Origin of the sequence: uncultured Tenacibaculum sp. (genome assembly GCF_947504135.1) — a bacterium.
Classification (GTDB): Bacteria; Bacteroidota; Bacteroidia; order Flavobacteriales; family Flavobacteriaceae; genus Polaribacter.
Map to the genome: position 1 here is coordinate 442,468 of NZ_CANNGG010000002.1, position 20,696 is coordinate 463,163.

Genomic DNA, 20,696 nt, shown 5'->3' on the forward strand with positions numbered 1-20,696 from the left:
GATATTATGAAGAGAATAATTACCCTACTAATAATTGTATTACAAACCTTTTTTTGCTTTTCTCAGGAGAAACAAAAACCAACATCAAAACCATCACAAGTAGTTTTAGATGAGACGGTAGGTTATGAAAAACTAATAAAAAGGCTTCCTAAAGAGAAGGCATTAAGACCGCCATCAACGCCTTATTTTGATCAGAGAGTTGTTAAGCCAGATGGAAGTTCAGGAGGTATTAATATTAAAGGTGATATTACGTTTATAGCCAATAATGTTTTAAGTATTGATCAATGGGGGTATGACCCAGAAGACCCTTACGATGGATCTAGTTCAAACGGAACTGTTAATATGCAGTATATTGACATTGATGGGGATTCTTCTACAGATTCATCAAGTTCAGATGAGTTAAACTTACCAAGTTGTTCTAGAGTAGTATATGCAGGATTGTATTGGGCTGGTGTTTATCCATACGAAACTTGGGGGGGACGAGAAAGTAGGAGATATAATCCATATCAAATAAAATTCAAATTACCAGGAGGAAATTATCAAGATATAGAAGCAGATGCGAGTGATGTTACAAAGAGGGAGCTAATTTATGATAATGGTGTTGCTTATATATGTTATAAAGACATTACTTCAGATATTCAAGGGTTAGCAACTGTAAACCCGGAAGGGCATAATGGTACTTATGTAGCAGCTAACATTAGAGCAACAAGAGGAAGAGATTATTCAGGTGGTCTAGGAGGTTCTGGAGGTTGGACAATGGTCGTAGTTTATGAAAACGAAACAGAGTCAAGTAAAAACATATCTATTTTTGATGGTTTTGCAAATGTTGATGGAAATAATGATGTGCCTATATCATATTCAGGTTTTATTACTGTTCCTGTTGGTAACCCATCGAACCCTGCACCTGTAAGGGTTAGTTTACTTGCTGCTACCTTAGAAGGAGATAGAAGTATACCAGGTGATAGTTTTCAAATTAATAATAGAGAGAATGGTACTGGAAATTATATAGATCAATATACACCAAATGTTAATCCAAGAAACCAAGTTGGCCCATGGTGGGACAGAAAGTGGGAATATAATTTTTTTAATGGCTCTATTAGTATAGATGATCAATATTTAACTTCAAGGATTCCAGATAGTGAAAACACTTTAGGATTTGATGTAGATTTATATGAATTAAGTAATCCTAATAATAGTGTTATAACTAACGGACAAGAAACTATTCATGTTAATTTTACAACAAGTGGAGATGTATATTGGCCATTTTTAAATGCTTTAGCAGTTGAAATTATAGAGCCTAAAGTACAACTAATAAAAACAATAGAAGATGCTAGTGGTAATGATATACAAGGTACACCTGTAGGTTTAGGGAGTGAATTGTTTTACAATATAAGTTTTCAGAATGTAGGAACAGATGATGCTAGAAATACAATAATTACAGATAGATTACCAAAAAATGTAGATTTATTAACAACTACAGCACCAAATGGCTCTGTGGCTCCAGATGGAACACGTTTTGATATAGATTTACCTCCAGGAGTATCTATAACAGCATACGATCCACCAAGCGCAGCTAATGATAATAGAGCTGAATTAGAGATTTCAGTACCAGATAATATGGTTTTAGAGGGAGGCGCCCTTTATAATATTCGTATGCACGTTCAAGTAGTAACAGATTGTAGTCAATTAAGAGATGTGTGTTCTAATGAAGTTAGAAATCAAGCTTTTGCCAGATACGAAGGAGTTAGAGGAGGAGTTGTAGTTAATAATGAGCCAAGTTATGCAGGTATAGATGATTGTGATTTTGGTATAGTTGGTACTTCAAACTTTTTAGTTGATACAAGTGGATGTTCTTTTGAAACGACACAAGTAATGTGTGGTTCTAGTATAACATTAACTGTTGGAGCAGGGTTTGAATCATACGAATGGAGAGATGCCTCGGGTACTTTATTAGGAACTACTACAGTACCATCTTTTGATGTAACCAATGAAGGAACTTACACAGTTAATAAGATAGCCTCAGCAGCATCAGGATGTATAAATGCTGAAGAAACCATAAATGTTGTAGGATATAATTCAGAACCAAATCCATTGCAACCATTTGCAGACCAAGTATTAACTTGTGCAAGTAATGGAGAAGAGTTAGCTGAAGTTTACTTATGCGGTGATAGTGGTTCTAGAACTATTAATTTACCATTTGATACCTCTTCAGCTACAACAGTACAATGGTTTAAATTGGATGAATCTTCTTGTACCGATGTAACAGAATCAGGATGTCCTAATGTAAATACAGGGTGTACTTGGAATGAAATAGGAAGCGGAGAATTTTCTAGAAACTTTGCAGATGCTGGAGAATATCGTTTAGATGTTTTATATGATGGAAGATGCCCTAAAAGTTACTACTTCAATGTGTACAAAGCAACTTTAAATCCTACCTTTATTACACAGGATATTTTATGTGGTAACAATGGGTCTATTACTGTAAACAATATACCAGCAGGTTATCAATACAGTTTAACAGGTCCTGGAGGTTATAATGCTCCTTTTCAAAACAGTAATGTTTTTTCAAATTTAACAGCTGCAGGAAACTATAACCTTTCAATTCGTGTAAGTAGTGCGTCTGCTGCTTCATGTACATATACTTTTCCTCCTATTAATATTCAGGAAAATGACATAGATATAGACGTCATTACAACACCTATGCAGTGTTTTAATGATTCAGCACAAATAAGAGTTCAGGTAAATAATGTACCTGGAGATTATACATATGAATTATTACAAGGTGGAAGTGTAGTAGGAATAGAAGGTCCAACTGCTAATAACGATTTTACTTTTAATGTTACAGATGGTGGAGCTTACACAGTGAGAGTTACAACACCTCAATGTACCGCTACAGAAACGACTGTTATTAATGAACCAGATGAGTTAGTACTTACCGCATTAAAAACTAAAGATATAACTTGTGAGTCAGGAAGTTCAGACGGAATTATTCAGTTAACTGCAAGTGGAGGAACATTAGACACATCGTCAGGTAATAATTATAATTTTGCTGTATGGACGAGTCAGGGAACAGATTTATATACAAACCCATCAGATATTCCTAATACTGCGTTTTTAATACCAGCAACAAACCCATACACCTACAATGTGCCTGTTGGTAGTGAAGGAATATATAGATTTATTGTTATTGATGATAATAACTGTTATACAATTTCAGACCCAGTAGAAATTACTGTAGAGCCAGAATTAGCTTTTACTCATTCAGAAACAGATGTAACTTGTAATGGTTTAATTGATGGTACTATTAACGTTAGTGTTGATGGAGATAATTTAGGATATGCAGTAGAATATAGCATTGATAATGCTACATGGAACACTACAGGTGCTTTTGATAGTTTAGGTGATGGAACTTATACCATTTATATAAGGGCATCAAAAAATTCTTATCAGTGTTTATATGAAATTCCTAATGTAGTAATAAATGAGCCAGCACCACTTAATGGAGGAAGTGCAACAAAAACTGATTTAGAATGTAACACCTCTGGAGGAACTACTTTTGGTACTATAACCTATACAGCACCAACAGGAGGTACTCCTAATTATACATATTATTATAAGTTAAGTTCAGCTGCAACTTATACATTAGCAGCAAATAATCCAGTAACAGGGCTCCCTGCAGGAACATACAACACAAGAGCAATAGACGCAAGTGGATGTATAATAGATTTAAATAATGTAACTATAAATGGTTTACCATCAGCACCAAATGTAACAAGTACTGTGGTATATAATTGTGATGGTACAGGAAACGTAACAATAACAGCTACTCCTGCAGGAACATATACTTATACTTTAAACGGAAACTCAAATACTACGGGTGTATTTAATAATGTACCAGTAGGAGGGTATACCGCTGAAGTAACCTATGGAGGTAGTTGCGTAGAAGATATTAGAGTTAGGGTAAATGCAGGAAATGAATTTTCAGGAAGTATCGTAGGCTCTACAGATAGTGAGTGTTATGGTTCAGATAATGGGTCAATCACAATATCAGCAAATAACGTTATAGGAGGAAGTTTTGAGTATTCGACAGATGGTGGAGCAACTTGGTCAATGACAGCCGATAACCCTTATAGAGTTGTAGGTTTAGCAGCGGGAACATATAATGTGTTTATAAGAGAAGGTCATGCAGGAGTGGCAAGTTGTGTAATTGATTTAGGTAATGTTACAATAGGGCAACCAGAAGAATTAACCTTAGCAGCATCGGTAACTCAAGAAGTAACTTGTAATATTGCAACAGGAACTATTACAGCTACTGCTACAGGAGGAATCCCTCCATACGAATATAGTATTGATGGAGGTGCTAGTTGGCATAGTAGCAATGTATTTAATAACGTGCCACCAAGAGCTACGGACTATGTTGTAATGGTTAGAGATAGTAGAAATTGTAACGAATGTGGTTGTACAGCTAAACTATTCCAAAATGGAAGCTTTGAAAGACCAGCAGAAACAACAACAAGATTCAGATTTTATAATGAAGATGATATACCAGGTTGGGATTCTACTGCGTCTGATAATCAAATAGAGCTTTGGCACAATGGATTTAATGGTGTTACCGCTTATGAAGGAAACTCTTTTGCAGAACTAAATGCTAACAGAGTATCATCATTATATCAAGAATACTGTACTCAACCAGGAGATATAATTACTTGGTCTGTAGCGCATAGAGGAAGAAGTGGTTTAGATAGAGCAACAGTGAAAATAGGAGGTGATTTAGCCACAGCCGGAGTTGTTGAAACTATGGAAACAAATAACACCGCTTGGAAAGTTTATACAGGAAGTTATACCGTTCCAGTAGGGCAATCAACCACAATAATTGCTTTTGATGCATTATCAACAGCTGGAGGAAATAACACTGTAGGGAATTTTATAGACGACGTACAAATTAATATTGCGAGTACAACTTGTGTACCTGTAAGTGTACCTGTTATAGAACCAAATACAGTAGATTTTGATTTAACGCCTACATTATGTTATGATGGAAGTGGAAATGGCGAGATTCGTGTAGAAGTTACATCGGGTAATAATGATTACCAGTTTAGGATTGATGGAGGAATTTGGCAAAACCCAGATGTAGCTACACCAGATGAGTTTACTTTCACAGGGTTAACAGATGGTACTTACAGTATTGAAGTAAGAGACGGATTAGGCTGTACAATTCCAGCAAAAGATGCAACTATTTTACCACAGCTAACAGCTACCATAGTACCTGTGAGCGCAACTTGTAATGACGGACAAATACAAATCACTCCAAATGGAGGAGATGGTAGTTATGTGTTTGTTGTAGAGGATTCAGGTGGAAATCAAACCACGCATACATCTAGTCCAATAGATAAACCAGCAGGAACTTATACGGTGTATGTAAGAGATAAAAATGGAGGAACAAATTACTGTGAATATTCAGATACAGTAACAGTTAATCAAATAGCAGCACCAACCGTAAGCAGTACATCAACACAACCAAATTGTAGTACAGATACAGGAACAATTAATGTAACAGTAGGCAGCGGAACCTCACCATATACCGTAACAGTTACAGGACCAGGAGGTCCATTTGTACAAGGACCATCAGCAGATGTTAATTACAGTTTTACAGGATTAGGAGATGGTACTTATCAAATTACAGTAAGTGATGCAAACGGATGTCCACCAGTATCCACATCAGCAGAAACGATTAATGTTCCAACAGCATTAGCAGGAGGCTCAGCAAGTAAAACAGACTTAATGTGTAGCCCTACAGGTACTATTTTAGGAACGATAAGTTTTACAGCACCAACAGGTGGAACAGCACCTTACATTTATTATTATAGATTAGTAGGAGGAGGAGCTTATACACAAATAGCAGGAACATCAGTATCTAATTTACCAGCAGGAGATTATGAGACAAAAGTAGAAGATTCAAATGGCTGTGAAAGAATTTTAGACACCTTAACAATAGCAGATTTACCAGCAGTACCAGCATTTGCAAGTACTGTAGTATATAACTGTGATGGTACAGGAAATATCACCATAACACCATTTGATGCTAGTTATACTTATTCTTTAGATGGGGCTGCAGCACAAACAGGAGCAAATGCTAATATTTTTAATAATGTAGCAGCTGGAGCTCATACAGTAACTGTAGATTATGGAAGTAATTGTACAGAAGATGTATTGGTAACAGTAGCAGCAGATCAAGAATTTACAGCAGCAGTTATAAACACGACAAATCCTACATGTTTAGGAGACAATAATGGAAGTATAGAAGTAGAAGCAAGTTTTCCATCATCACCACCAACTGAGTTTGAATATAATATAGGAGCAGGTTGGGTAAGTACTTCAGGAAATAATCCATTTGTTATACCAAACTTTACATCAGGAACACATACAATTGAAGTTCGTCCAGTAGGAGGAATTGCAGCATGTGAGCAAACAGTAAGCGCAACCTTAACAGATCCAAGTGTAGTAACAGTAGTAGCACCCATAACAAAAGAGATTACTTGTAATCCTGCTACAGGAGCTACAATTACTCCAGATGGAAGCGGAGGAAATGGGGCACCATTTAGTTATGAGTTATTTGATAATGGAGGAACATCGGTAGGAACAACTACGACAGAGTTTACAGATGTAGCAGCAGGAACGTATACAGTAGTAGCTACAGATCGTTTGGGTTGTGATTCATCACCAGTAACTGTAGTAATAAACCCATCGCAAGCGGTAACTTTTACTGCTGAAGCTCAGTGTTATGATGGAACAAATGGAGAAATATTAGTAACTGTTTTAACTGGAAATGGGGATTATTCATACAGTTTAAATGGAGGCACAACTTTCACTCCAGTAAGCACAAATCCATTTACTATTTCAGGATTATCACCAGGTAACCATACTGTAAGAGTACAAGATGGTAAAGGTTGTTTTGCAGATGTATCTGTAACTATTAACCCTCAATTATTTGCTACAGCTGATGTTACCAATGCTAGTTGTACAAACGGAGAAATTTTAATAAATGCAACGGGAGGAACTGGTGCAGGAACATACGTGTACTCAGTAGTAAACGACGGCTCTCCTGCAGGAACTTTTGATACAACAAACCCTGTTACAAGAGCAGCAGGAACTTATGATGTTTACGTAAGAGATAACAATGGAGTTGCACCGTATTGTGAATATCTTATTGAAGATGTAGTTATTAATACAATAACACCAGTTGATATTACCGCTACTGTGAATGAACCAACATGTAATGGAGACACAGGTAGTGTAGACGGTCAAATAGTAACAAACACAGGTCAAGCTCCTCACACTATTGTTATTAGAGATAGTTCGAATACAATTATTGACACAATTAATAATTTCTCGGGGACTAATTTTAGTTTTAACAATTTAATAGCAGATTCATATACAATTACAATCACAGATGATTTAGGATGTGAGGATACGTTTAGTTTTACATTAACTAATCCTCCTGCTTTGGTTGCAACAATAGTACCAGTAAGACCTATTTGTGGAACTCCTTTTATAGGTAATGAGACATTATTTGGTTATGATTTTACTGGCGTACCACCAGTATCCCCTTCTCAAAAAATTCAATATAGTGTTGATAATGGAGTTACTTGGCAAGATAGCCCTAGTTTTAGAGGTACAACAGGAAATCCAGATTTTAACTATGGTACTGTAAGTTTTCCAGCTATTAGAATAACTGATATAGCCACAGAATCAATAACTTATTGTTTAAATAACTTAGGTTCTTATACAATGCCATATGAGGTGAGCCCTTTAGTTGTAAATGTTACAACTAATTCAGCTGATTGTAGTACAGGTGCAGAAGCAGTAGTAAATGTGACGGGTGGTATTGGTCCATATGAATATACTTATAATACAATACAAAATGCACCAGGACCTGGTGGGTGGGAGCCTGTTGGAGGTACAGCTTCTACAACATATACATTTACTGGTTTAACCCCAGGAAGAACTTATTACTTCTTTGTAAGAGATCTAGGAGATGATGATTGTATTAAAGTTGACGATACTTTTATTATTGACATTGACGTAGTAATAACTCCTTCAATTCTAAGTCAGTCATGTAATGGAGGGGCAACTGGTAGCTTACAGTTTGATATTGATGATACAAAATCTAACTTATTAAATGGAGGTGTACCACCAATTAGTTGGGAACTTTTCAACCTTGACGTTACAACTGGTGCTTCTACTTCAATAGAAACAGGTTCTCAGAGTAATTTAGATCCTATTTTACCAACTTCAAATGGAACTTTAGCACCTGGAACTTATTATTTAGAGATTGAAAATAATGCAGGAACCTGTACATTTGCTAGTCCAAATATTGAAATATTAGAAACTGCACCTATTAATGCAAATCTTACAGTAGTAGATGATACAATAACATGTAGTAGAAATGGAGTAATACGAGTAGACAATGTAACAGGTGGTACTGCACCATACACTTATTCAGTATCCTCTTCCACTAATTTTACTCCAGGAGATGCAACAATTATAGGAAATACTATTGAATTTGCTTATGGAGATGTAATAAACCCAGCATTAGATGTAACAGGTATTAATATAACTATAACCGATAGTAATGGAAATAGCTGTACAAGAACAGTAGGACCAGAAAGTTTAATGGTAAGTGAAAGACCAACTATAAATTCAGCAATTCCAACAAGTTGTGATGTAAATAAAACAATAACTATTAATGTTAATAATGGTACAGCTCCATATAGTTATTCTGTAGATGGAGGAACTACATTTACTTCTCCAACGACTAATACGACTTATATAGCAGAAGGATTAACACCGGGTAGTTATGATGTTGTTGTAAGAGATGCAAATGGTTGTACTGACACTCTGAATGGAGTAATAGTTCATCCAGATATAGACTTTGACTTGAGACCAGCAGGAAACGCTACTTGTGTCCCTGGTAATGATGGACAAATAGAAATAAATATCACTTCTGGTACAGGAGGGAATTATGATTATTCATTTGATACTGGTACAACAGGAACTATCATTTCACCGGCAACAACTGTAAATGTAGGATCATTATCACCAGGAGTACATAATGTAACAGTTACTGATGTAACTTCAGGGTGTTCTGAGACGAAACAGATTACTGTAGAGAACCCTGTTTTCCCTAGTTTCACGGCAGTAGCCGAGGCTAGTTTATGTTCAGGGGATGATTCAGGTAGAATTACTTTAACAGCTGTAGATAATGGTATTTTACCATTAACGTATAGCATAGCACCACCAGCAGGAACGATTACAGGAAATGTAATAACAGATTTACCACCAGGAACATACTCAGTTACAGGAGAGGGAACAAATGGATGTCCTTTTACGGTTAACAATATTGTAATAGATGAATACGCTCCAATTACACTAACATTATCAGACCCAGTGCAAGTAGACGAGTTTGCCTGTACTGCAGGTACAAATACGGTAAACCAAGCAACGGTTACAGTGTTAAATACTGCAGGTGATATTACAGGAGGTTCAGGAAATTACACAAGAGTAGTATTTGTTTACACACCTAATTCAGGAGCTACCGAAACACAAGATGAAAATAACTTTGAGTTTACAACAACAAATACTTCAGGAGGTACGGTTGCTATAACCCTATATGACGACCAAGGGTGTTCTGTAACAACCTCTGATACGATTGCCCCATTTGAAGAAATTAGTGACCCTGTGGTAGCGGAAGATAATGTGATTACTTGTAATACAGAAGAAGATATCACTGTTACCTATACACCTAATACGGTACCTACAAACATTACTATTGAAGGAATCAACACAACCACTTATGGTCCAGTTACTCAGAACAACGTTACCTCGGGTGATTTTAACGGATTGCAACCAGGAGATTATAAAATAAGTATTTTAAATCCTGTAACCAATTGTGTTATTGAAACTTACTACACCGTAGATGACAGACCGTATTATGACTTATTAGTCACTGATGTTACTGATGAAACCTGCCAAAGTGCCGATGATGGTAGCGTTACGCTAAGTTTTAGCACAGCAGCAACATTATACACAGGTAATTATACCTATGCACTATACAATGCAGCTGATGACTCAGTTGTGAGGACTGAAGCCACACCGCAATCAGGAAGTATTACGGTAAATAATTTATCAGGAACAACCACTTATTATATCATAGCTACCTTAACAGATACAGCACCACCAACTGCTTGTACAGCAAGAACGGCTAATTTTACAATCAACGAACCTAGTGCTCCGTTATCAGTAACAGGAGTTGCTAACCCATTAGTAAGCTGTTACAATGGTTCAGATGCAACTATTACAGCCACAGCAACAGGAGGTTGGGGAGACTATGTGTACCAATTAGAAGAAACAAGTAATTTAGGAACTGCCTACGCAGGTAACACCTATAGTTCAAACAATATCTTTACGAACTTACCAGCAGGAGATTATACAGTAGTAGTACGAGATAAAAACGGTGCTACAGGATTATACTGTGAGTCAAGTGATCAAGTAATCATAGCAAATCCAGCAGAGGTAAGATTTACTGTAACTGAAAATGACAATTCATGTGATTCTTCAGTAGGAGGAAGTATAGCAGTAACAGCAACAGGAGGTACAGGTACTTATACCTATACATTATCTAACGGAAGTGGAGTAGTAGAAACGCAAATACTGAATGCTGCAAATTATACATTTACCAATTTAGCAGCAGATGCTTATACAGTAAATGTAGTAGACTCTAATGGATGTGTAGGTACTGTAACAAATACATCAAATGTAACAATAACACCAGATTTAGTATTTACGTTAAAAGAGACTAAGAAGTTAACATGTAGTCCACCAATGGCAGCAGCTGTAGCATTAGAAGTAACTTCAGGCTCAGGTACGTATGATTATGAAGTTGCAGGACCAAGTATTGCAGCAGGAAGAACGAATTTAGGAGGTACAACATTAACGCTAAATCCTACGGTAGCAGGAACATATACCGTAACAGTTTACGATGCAGGAGCAACACCAGAATGTTCAGTAGTTAAAACTATTGAAATTCAAGATGCTGAAACTCCTAATTTCACGGCAGTAGCTACAGTAACAGATATTTGTTTTGGAACATCAACAGGAGAAGTTACAGTTTCACCAGTAGATAATGGTATTTTACCATTAAGTTATGAGATTAATAATGTATCAGGAACATTTAATGCTGTTTTAACAGGAAGTGATACGGTATTTACGAACTTACCAGCAGATGACTATATAGTTACAGCTACGGGAGTAAATGGATGTACAACAGATGTAACTGTAAGTATTAATCAAAATGATATTATTGATATTTCAAACGCCATTACTGTAACACAGTTTGCTTGTACGGCAGGAACTAATACAACAAACAATGCTATAATTACAGTTGATAAGGCAGCGATTATAGGAGGAACAGGAAACTATGTTCGAGTTGTGTTTGAAGATAATGCAACAGGTGATGTATTACAAGACGATAGTAACTTTACATATATATCAACTAATTTAGCTGGAGGAGATTATACAGTAAAAGTATATGATGAAAATACAGATTGTTTTGTATCTAGAGTAGTAAGGATAGCTCCATTTACTCCAATGACAGCAGCTGATATCAGAGTAATTAAAGATACAGACTGTAATACAGGAGAGAATATCACTGTAAAAGTAGTGCCAGCATTACCAAATATTCAGTATACAATAACAGGAACAGGAGCTACTCCTTATACACAAACATTAAATGTGGTATCAGATGCAGATGCAGCAGTATTTAATAACGTACCGGTTGATGATTACACAATTGAGATATACAATGCAGCAACAGGATGTACTTTTGAAGAATATCACACAGTACAACCAGAACCTACCTTTGATATATTAGTAAGTAATGTTCAAAGAGCTTGTTTTGGTGGTACAGGAAGTGCAACAATAGATCTTAGTGCAGCTACACCACCATATACAGATGTTTATACTTACGAAGTATTTGAAGTAGGTAACCCAACTGCTATTACATCAGGAAATGGTACAGGAGGTACTCCAGAAACAATTACTACTAATTTAGTAGCAGGTGAATATTATGTGGTTGTAAGTATGACGAATACACCATTCTGTGAAGCACAAAGTGAAAACTTTATAATTGAAGAACCAGCAAACGCATTAGCATTAACAGGCACACCAACGTATATTAATTGTAATGTTACTGATTCTGGAGAAATCTTGTTAGAAGCTGAAGGAGGTTGGGCACCATATGAGTATCAATTAGTAAATGATGCAGCACCAGCTACACCAGTTCAAAATTTTGATAGTAATAGAAGAATTACTGGGTTAATAGCAGGTAATTATACAGCAACAGTTAGAGATGTTACAGGGTGTGAAGAAACATTTACATTTACATTACAGCCAACTACAAATATGGCAGCAGATGTAACTGTTACTCCAAACTTATGTGAAGGAGAAAGAACGGCAACCATTCAAGTAACTAATGTAACAGGAGGTCAAACACAAGATGCAACTGTAAGTTATAGTTATATTTTAACCTATCCTGACGGAGTAACGCAAGTAGAACAGTTATCAAATACATTTAGCAATTTACCAGCGGGTACTAATTACACAGTAATTGTTAGAGATAATAAATATAGCTGTTCGTATACAAGGCAGGTGGATATAATTGACCCTTCAGAAGTAGAAGCTTCGGCAAATATTACTGCAGATATAACTTGTAACAATGCTAATGCAACCGTAGTAGTGAGTGCAATAGGAGGTACAGGCGTTTATGAATATAGTAGCGATGGAATGAATTTTGGTCCTGACAATACGTTTACAAACGTAAGTTCAGGTTCTCAAACATTCTATGTACGTGATGATAATAATTGTGAAGATACAGTTGTAGTAACAGTCAATGCATACGAACCTTTAGTACCAACTTTGGTAGTTGATTCAGGATTTGTTACCTGTAATGGAGATGCTAATGGAGTGTTATCAGCAACTGTAACAGGCGGTTTCGGTAATTACGAATATCAATTGTTAGATGGTAGTAATAACCCGATTGATGGAACATGGACAACATCAAATACTTTTGGAGGTTTAAATGTTGGTACATATAAAATTAGAGTAAGAAGTACTAACAGATTTGGAGAAGTATGTACAGAAGATACTGCACCACATCCTATCGTAGAGCCACAACCTTTAGTAGTTGCTGAAAACCATACAGATGTAAGTTGTTTTGGAGGAAACGATGGTACTATTACAGTATTAGCCTCAGGAGGAAACTTAACAGGATATGAATACAATATTAGTACAGATCCAACAAATAAATTTGTTACCGATAATGTGTTCAGAAACTTAGCAGCAGGTACATACACCATTACTGTTAAAGATAAGGTTGGATGTATTGATACTATTAATGTAGTTGTTGATCAACCACAACAATTTACAGCAACATTGGTAGGAGTTACAGAACAAACCTGTATTAACGATGCAACTCCAACAATAGAGTTAGATGCACAAGGAGGAACACAACCTTACTACGTAAGTATTAATAATATAGAGCAACCAACACCATATACAACAAATACAATTGTGTTAGGAGCTGCAGAAAACATCCAAGCAGGTACGTCTTACTACATTACAGTAAGAGATGAAGCAGGTTGTAATGTTGCAGATCCAATTAGAGTAACTACGGCTGAACCAGTAGATTTACAATTAACAGTTGATTTTGCATATACCTGTGAGGTAGGAAATATTATTAAAGCAATAGTTGATGAAGCATATAGAGCTAATATGTCTTACACATTATATGACGGAATAGGAAACCCTGTAGTAACAAATAATACAGGAGAATTTATTGATGTACCAGCAGGAACAGGATACTATGTTACAGCAACACATACAATAACTTCATGTTCTGAAAGTTCTACCAGTAGTCCAATTAGTATTGAAGATATTCAAGCATTAACCTTAGATATTGATGATTCGGTTAAGAATACTTTAATAGCCAATGCAGATTTTGGATTACCACCTTATGAGTATAGTGTAGATGGAGGTGATTTTGGATCAGATAATGAGTTCTTAATCTTACAAACAAAAGATTACACTATTACGGTAAGAGATGCTAGAGGCTGTGAGGAAACAGTAACTATAAGAGGAGAGTATATTACTATTTTCGTTCCAAACTTATTTACTCCAGACGGAGATGGAACAAATGATTATTGGTACCCTCGTGAAGTAGAAGAATATCATGATATTCAAGTGTTTATTTATGATAGATATGCACGTAACATTGCCGAGTTTAAAGGTTCTGTAGAAGGATGGGATGGTACTTATGAAGGTACACCATTACCATCAGGAGATTATTGGTATACTATTTACTTTAAAGAGTTATCAGGTCAAGAGAAGAAAATAATGGGACACTTTACACTATATAGATAAAAAGAAATGAGAAAAATAGTAATAATTTTAAGTGTAGTATTTAGTAGTGTAAAACTTGCTGCACAAGAAGTAGAATTACCCCAATATGTAAGTCATTTGGCAGACAATCCATTTTTAATTTCCCCAACCTATGCAGGTATAGGAACAGGTTTACAGGTTAGATTAAATGGAGTAAGCCAGTGGATTGGAGTTAAAGACGCACCCGATACACAATCATTAACAGTTGAAGCACGTATCGCAGATACTTTTGGTGGAGGAATCACGTTATTTAATGATAAAAACGGGTATACCACTCAAAAAGGAGCAAAATTGTCATTTGCAAGTCACTTAACATTAAGTGACTTTCATGATAGTTTTCTATCGTTTGCTTTAAGTTATAGCTTTACGCAATTTGGTATTGATACATCAGAAAATAACTCAGGACAAACAGTATCAAACAGAACTTTAAACAATTCAAACTTTGATGTAGGTTTGTTATATCGTTACGAACGATTTAGTATTAGTGCAAACATTATGAACATCTTAAATAAAGAGATAGAGGATTTTCAAACCGGTGAACCAGAAGTACTAAGAAAGTATGTGCTTTTTACATCTTACACCTTTACGAAATTAAGCAGAAACTTTGAGTTAGAGCCATCAATGCTAGTAGAGTATAGAGAAGCCGATAAACGCTCTAGAACAGATATGAATATTAAAGCAAGAAGAGGAATTAGAGATGGATATGTTTGGGCTGGTTTAAGTTATACGTTCTTAAATGACCAGTTTTTTCAACCAAATGCTATTGCACCATTACTTGGTTTAAAGAAAAATAATCTTTACATGTCGTATGGTTTTAGTATCAATATGAATAAAACACAAGATTATAATTACGGAACGCACATGATTACACTTGGGTTTGATTATGAAAGAAGACCAAGTTTAGCACGTTGTACACAAAAAATGATCATGTTTTAAAAGATAAAATCTAAAACATACAAGACAGTCTCGAAAGTATGTCATTTCGAGCGAAGTCGAGAAATCTGATTCTCTTAATTCGTGAAATGACAATATTTAGTACTTTTGAGACTGTCTTTTTTTGATTACATGGAAAACAATAATAACGATACATCAATAAATCTTAACAAGTACATTAGTAGTACAGGTATTTGTTCACGTCGTGAAGCAGAACGCTTTATTACTGAGGGAAGAGTAACTATAAACGGTAAACCTACACAGTTAGGAAATAGAGTACATGAAGGAGATGTGGTAAAAATTGATGGAAAACCATTAAAAGAAAAACCTAAAACTATTTATATAGCGTTAAACAAACCAGTAGGAATTGTTTGTACTACTGATAGTAAAGAACGTAAAAATATCGTGAAATTTGTGGGGCATCCACAACGATTATTTCCTATTGGTCGCTTAGATAAACCTTCAGAAGGGTTAATTTTTCTTACTAATGATGGTGATATCGTAAATAAGATTTTACGAGCAGGAAACAATCACGAAAAAGAATATATAGTTTCGGTAAATAAAACTTTTGATGAACGTTTTATGAAACGAATGAGTAACGGAATCCCTATTTTAGGAACAGTTACCAAAAAATGTAAAGTAGAACGTATTAATGATACTACTTTTAAAATAATTTTAGTACAAGGTTTAAATCGTCAAATTCGACGTATGTGTGAATACTTAGGTTACGAAGTAAAAAAACTCAAGCGTACACGTATTATGAATGTAACTTTAGGAAACTTAAAAGTAGGAGAGTGGAGAGAGTTAACATCCAAAGAAATGGATGAAATTAATAAACTCGTAGCGGGTTCGTCAAAAACATACGAAGAAGCGGAAAAAAAGAATCAAAAAGCCTCTCCTCAAAAAAACAAACAATCAAAGAAGAGAGCAGGTTTTAAATCCAAGTTTGGAAGAAGAAGAAAAAATTAAAAATTAGTAATAAGAAACTTTTAACTTTCTACTTTTAAACATTCAACTTACATGTGTATCTTTGCCACTTATGCAATTTGACTTAAAAATAACCGACCCTAAAAGTAAAGCACGTGCAGGCGTTATTACTACTGATCACGGAACTATAGAAACTCCAATATTTATGCCTGTAGGTACCGTAGCTACAGTAAAAGGAGTACACCAATCAGAATTAAAAGACGAAATTAATCCTGATATTATTTTGGGAAATACCTATCACTTATACTTGCGTCCTCAAACCTCTATTTTAGAACAAGCAGGAGGTTTACATAAGTTTATGAATTGGGATCGTAATATTTTAACGGATAGTGGAGGATATCAAGTGTATTCTTTATCAGGAAGAAGAAAAATTAATGAAGAAGGAGTAAAGTTTAAGAGCCATATTGATGGGTCAACGCATTTTTTTACACCAGAAAATGTCATGGACACCCAGCGAACCATCGGAGCAGATATAATTATGGCCTTTGATGAATGTACACCATACCCTTGCGATTATAACTACGCAAAACGATCTATGCACATGACACATCGTTGGTTAGATCGTTGTATAAAACACTTTGATAATACACCTCCAAAATACGGATACAATCAAACGTTATTTCCAATTGTACAAGGAAGTACCTACAAAGATTTACGTAAACAGTCAGCAGAATATATCGCAAACTCAGGAGCAGAAGGAAATGCAATTGGAGGGTTGTCAGTAGGAGAACCTGCTGAAGAAATGTATGCAATGACAGAAGTGGTTACTGAAATTTTACCAGAAGACAAACCACGTTATTTAATGGGAGTTGGTACACCAATTAATATTTTAGAAAACATAGCGTTAGGAGTTGATATGTTCGATTGTGTAATGCCAACTCGTAATGCACGTAACGGAATGTTATTCACGGCACATGGTAGTATTAATATTAAAAATAAGAAGTGGGAAAACGATTTTTCTCCAATTGATGAAATGGGAATTACTTGGGTAGATACCATGTATTCTAAAGCCTATTTACGTCACTTATTTGCTTCAAGAGAAATGTTAGGAAAGCAGATAGCTTCTATTCATAACCTAGGGTTTTATTTATGGTTAGTTCGTGAAGCACGTAAACACATAATAGCAGGAGATTTTGCTACATGGAAAGATAAAATGGTAAAACAAATGGATAAACGTTTGTAATTTGAAAATACTAGATTGGTACATACTAAAGCGTTATCTGGTAACTTTTCTGTTTACCCTATTAATTCTAATACCTATTGCTGTAGCAATTGATATTGCTGAAAAGATAGACAAGTTTTTACGTCATGAAAACTTAACTTTTTTTGAGGTAGCAAACGATTATTACAAGAACTTTATCATATACTACGCTAATACGTTCATGCCATTAGCACTGTTTATTGCGGTAATTTTGTTTACTTCAAAGTTAGCAAATAACACTGAAATTATAGCTATAAACAGTTCTCAAGTATCATTTACTAGGTTTTTATATCCGTATTTTATAGGAGCTACTATTGTATGTTTGGTAGCGCTTTTAATGAATCACTTTTTTGTGCCTACAAGTAGTAAAACAAGAAAAGCATTTGAAAAAGAGTATTTAAAAAAGAAAAAGTATACTGATACTTCTATTAGAGAGTTTAGTTTACAATTGAATGATAGTAGTTATGTGTATCTCCAGAGATACGATTTAAAACGAAATTCAGGATATAACTTTTCGATAGATTTATACGATGGGATAAAGCTAAAGAGTAAGTTAATGGCAGATAATATTAACTGGAACGAAAAGGATAGTACGTTTAAATTAAGTTCATGGAAACTTCGTAAAATATTTAAAGGAAGAGATAGTATTTTCTCAGGAAGAAGTTTAGATACAACGTTTACTTTTACTCCCACCGATTTCAATTACAAAAATATAATGGCACAAGAAATGAATTCACCAAAATTAATAAAATTCATTGATGTGTCTAGAAAAAGAGGTATTAAAAACTTAAACGCTTATTTAGTAGAACTGTATAAACGTACCAGTTTGCCTATTGCTAGTTATATTTTAACTATGATTGCTGTAGCTTTAGCTCATAAAAAAACTCGTGGAGGTATTGGAGCTAATTTGGCGATAGGAATAGCGGTCATGTTTATTTATGTGTTCTTTTTAAAGGTAGCAGAAGTATTAGGGGCAGTAGCGGGCGCTAATGCTTTGTTAAATGTATGGGTACCAAATATTGTTTTTGGTCTATACGCTATTTACTTATATATAAATGCAAGGAGATAAATTAAAAAACTACTTACATCTACATTTAATCGTTTTTATTTGGGGATTTACAGCAATACTGGGAGCATTAATTTCAATTGATGCAGTTCCCTTAGTTTGGTATAGAATGTTTTTAGCAGTTATTTTTATAGCTCTGTATTTTTTGATCAGAAAAAAAACATTTAAAATAGAAAAAAAAGCGTTACTTAAGTTTGCTATTTCAGGAGTAATTATAGCTGTACACTGGATAACTTTCTTCAAAGCAATTAAAGTATCAAATGTATCAGTAGCATTGGTAACAATGAGTACAGGAGCTTTTTTTGCTTCGTTAATAGAGCCTTTCTTTTTTAAGAGAAAAATAAAGCTTATAGAAATCGTTTTGGGCTTACTCGTAATTGCTGGTCTGTATATTATATTCAATTTTGAAAGTCAATATACTTTGGGAATCGTTTATGCTTTGATATCGGCTTTTTTATCTGCATTATTTTCGGTATTAAATGGATTATTTATCCAAAAACATGATGCAAATACGATTTCCTTTTATCAGTTATTATTTGGTGTTTTAGGAGTAACCTTATACATGTTATTTACACAACAATTTTCAATAGAATTTTTCCAAATTAAAACAACAGATTGGATATATTTATTTGTGTTAAGTAGTGTTTGTACAGCGTATGCTTTTATAGCTTCGGTAAAAGTAATGAAGTATTTAACTCCTTATACAGTAATGCTTACCATTAATTTAGAACCCATATATGCTATTGTTTTAGCACTCATAATTTTTGGTGAAAAAGAACAAATGAATCCAGAGTTTTACTATGGTGCTTTCATTGTTTTGTTTGTGGTGTTGCTTAACGGAGTTTTAAAAAATGCCTCTTCGATAAAAAAGAAAATGATTAAAAAATAGTATTTTAAGAAAAACGATCAAGGTAAACTGTACAATTTTTTAGTATGTTTGCCTTTACAAACGACTAACTAGAAAATTAGAAAATCAAATTATATACAATAATGGAATATTTAGATTTTGAAATGCCAATTAAAGAACTACAAGATCAGTTGGCAAAATGTCAGATTATTGGAGAAGAAAGTGAAGTAGATGTAACGGAAACATGTAAAAAAATCGAAAAAAAATTAGCAAAAGCAAAGAAAGATATATATAAAAATTTAACTGCATGGCAACGTGTACAGTTATCTCGTCATCCAAATCGTCCGTATACACTAGATTATATAAAGGCGCTTTGTGGTGATACTTTTATGGAGTTACATGGAGACCGAAGTGTAAAAGATGATAAAGCTATGATAGGCGGCTTAGGAAAAATAGGAGATCAGTCTTTTATGTTTATCGGCCAGCAAAAAGGGTACAACACAAAAACACGTCAATACCGTAACTTTGGTATGGCAAACCCAGAAGGATACCGTAAAGCATTACGTTTAATGCGTATGGCTGAAAAATTCGGAATTCCGGTTGTAACTTTTGTAGATACTCCAGGGGCTTACCCAGGGTTAGAAGCAGAAGAACGTGGGCAAGGAGAAGCTATTGCTCGCAATATTTTCGAAATGACTTGCTTAAAAACCCCTATTATTACTATAATTATTGGTGAAGGAGCTTCAGGTGGAGCTTTAGGGATTGGAGTAGGAGACAGAGTATATATGTTAGAAAATTCATGGTATTCAGTTATTTCCCCTGAAAACTGTTCAACAATTTTATGGAGAAGCTGGGAGCAAAAAGAAAAAGCTGCAGAAGCATTAAAGTTAACAGCTAAAGATGGAATGAAATTGAATATAGTTGATGATATCATTAAAGAACCGTTAGGAGGAGCTCATTCTGATAGACCAGCTACTTTCGAAGCAGTTAAAGAACAAATTTTAAAAGCCTACAATGAGTTAAATGAGTTAAAAGAAGCTGATTTAATAGCTCAACGTATGGAAAAATATGAAAATATAGGAGTATTTAAAGAATAGTATTTAACATGCTTCTTATACAATTTAAAACTCGCCTATGGTGGGTTTTTTTTTATTTAATACTTTTCAAGT

At 34.8% G+C, this 20,696-nt stretch carries 7 protein-coding genes; all 7 read left to right on the forward strand.

Going from position 1 to position 20,696, the window contains the following annotated elements; translation table 11 throughout:
• The first annotated feature begins 6 nt into the window (after positions 1–6).
• Positions 7–14,475, forward strand: a complete 14,469-nt coding sequence (locus Q0663_RS05510) for a T9SS type B sorting domain-containing protein (protein ID WP_299007674.1) — start codon at positions 7–9, stop codon at positions 14,473–14,475.
• 6 nt (positions 14,476–14,481) lie between these two features.
• Positions 14,482–15,429, forward strand: a complete 948-nt coding sequence (locus tag Q0663_RS05515; RefSeq protein WP_073183073.1) for a type IX secretion system membrane protein PorP/SprF — start codon at positions 14,482–14,484, stop codon at positions 15,427–15,429.
• 129 nt (positions 15,430–15,558) lie between these two features.
• Positions 15,559–16,395: a 23S rRNA pseudouridine(2604) synthase RluF gene (rluF, locus tag Q0663_RS05520; protein WP_299007679.1), complete on the forward strand. Its 837-nt coding sequence runs from the start codon at positions 15,559–15,561 to the stop codon at positions 16,393–16,395.
• 70 nt (positions 16,396–16,465) lie between these two features.
• Entirely contained in the window at positions 16,466–17,596 is a 1,131-nt protein-coding gene (tgt, locus tag Q0663_RS05525) for a tRNA guanosine(34) transglycosylase Tgt (protein WP_299007681.1), read from the forward strand.
• A 1-nt stretch (position 17,597) separates the two neighbouring features.
• On the forward strand, positions 17,598–18,683 hold the full coding sequence (locus Q0663_RS05530; protein WP_299007683.1) for an LptF/LptG family permease: 1,086 nt from the start codon (positions 17,598–17,600) through the stop codon (positions 18,681–18,683).
• A complete protein-coding gene (locus tag Q0663_RS05535) occupies positions 18,670–19,569 on the forward strand; it encodes an EamA family transporter (protein WP_299007685.1) in 900 nt (299 codons plus the stop codon). The genes Q0663_RS05530 and Q0663_RS05535 overlap by 14 nt, the downstream gene beginning before the upstream one ends.
• 101 nt (positions 19,570–19,670) lie before the next feature.
• Entirely contained in the window at positions 19,671–20,624 is a 954-nt protein-coding gene (locus tag Q0663_RS05540; protein WP_299007687.1) for an acetyl-CoA carboxylase carboxyltransferase subunit alpha, read from the forward strand.
• Positions 20,625–20,696 lie beyond the last annotated feature (72 nt).

Coding starts and splice junctions, on each gene's coding strand:
- Q0663_RS05510 (WP_299007674.1), top strand. CDS start 7: ATGAAGAGAATAATTACCCTACTAATAATTGTATTACAAACCTTTTTT.
- Q0663_RS05515 (WP_073183073.1), top strand. CDS start 14,482: ATGAGAAAAATAGTAATAATTTTAAGTGTAGTATTTAGTAGTGTAAAA.
- rluF (WP_299007679.1), top strand. CDS start 15,559: ATGGAAAACAATAATAACGATACATCAATAAATCTTAACAAGTACATT.
- tgt (WP_299007681.1), top strand. CDS start 16,466: ATGCAATTTGACTTAAAAATAACCGACCCTAAAAGTAAAGCACGTGCA.
- Q0663_RS05535 (WP_299007685.1), top strand. CDS start 18,670: ATGCAAGGAGATAAATTAAAAAACTACTTACATCTACATTTAATCGTT.
- Q0663_RS05540 (WP_299007687.1), top strand. CDS start 19,671: ATGGAATATTTAGATTTTGAAATGCCAATTAAAGAACTACAAGATCAG.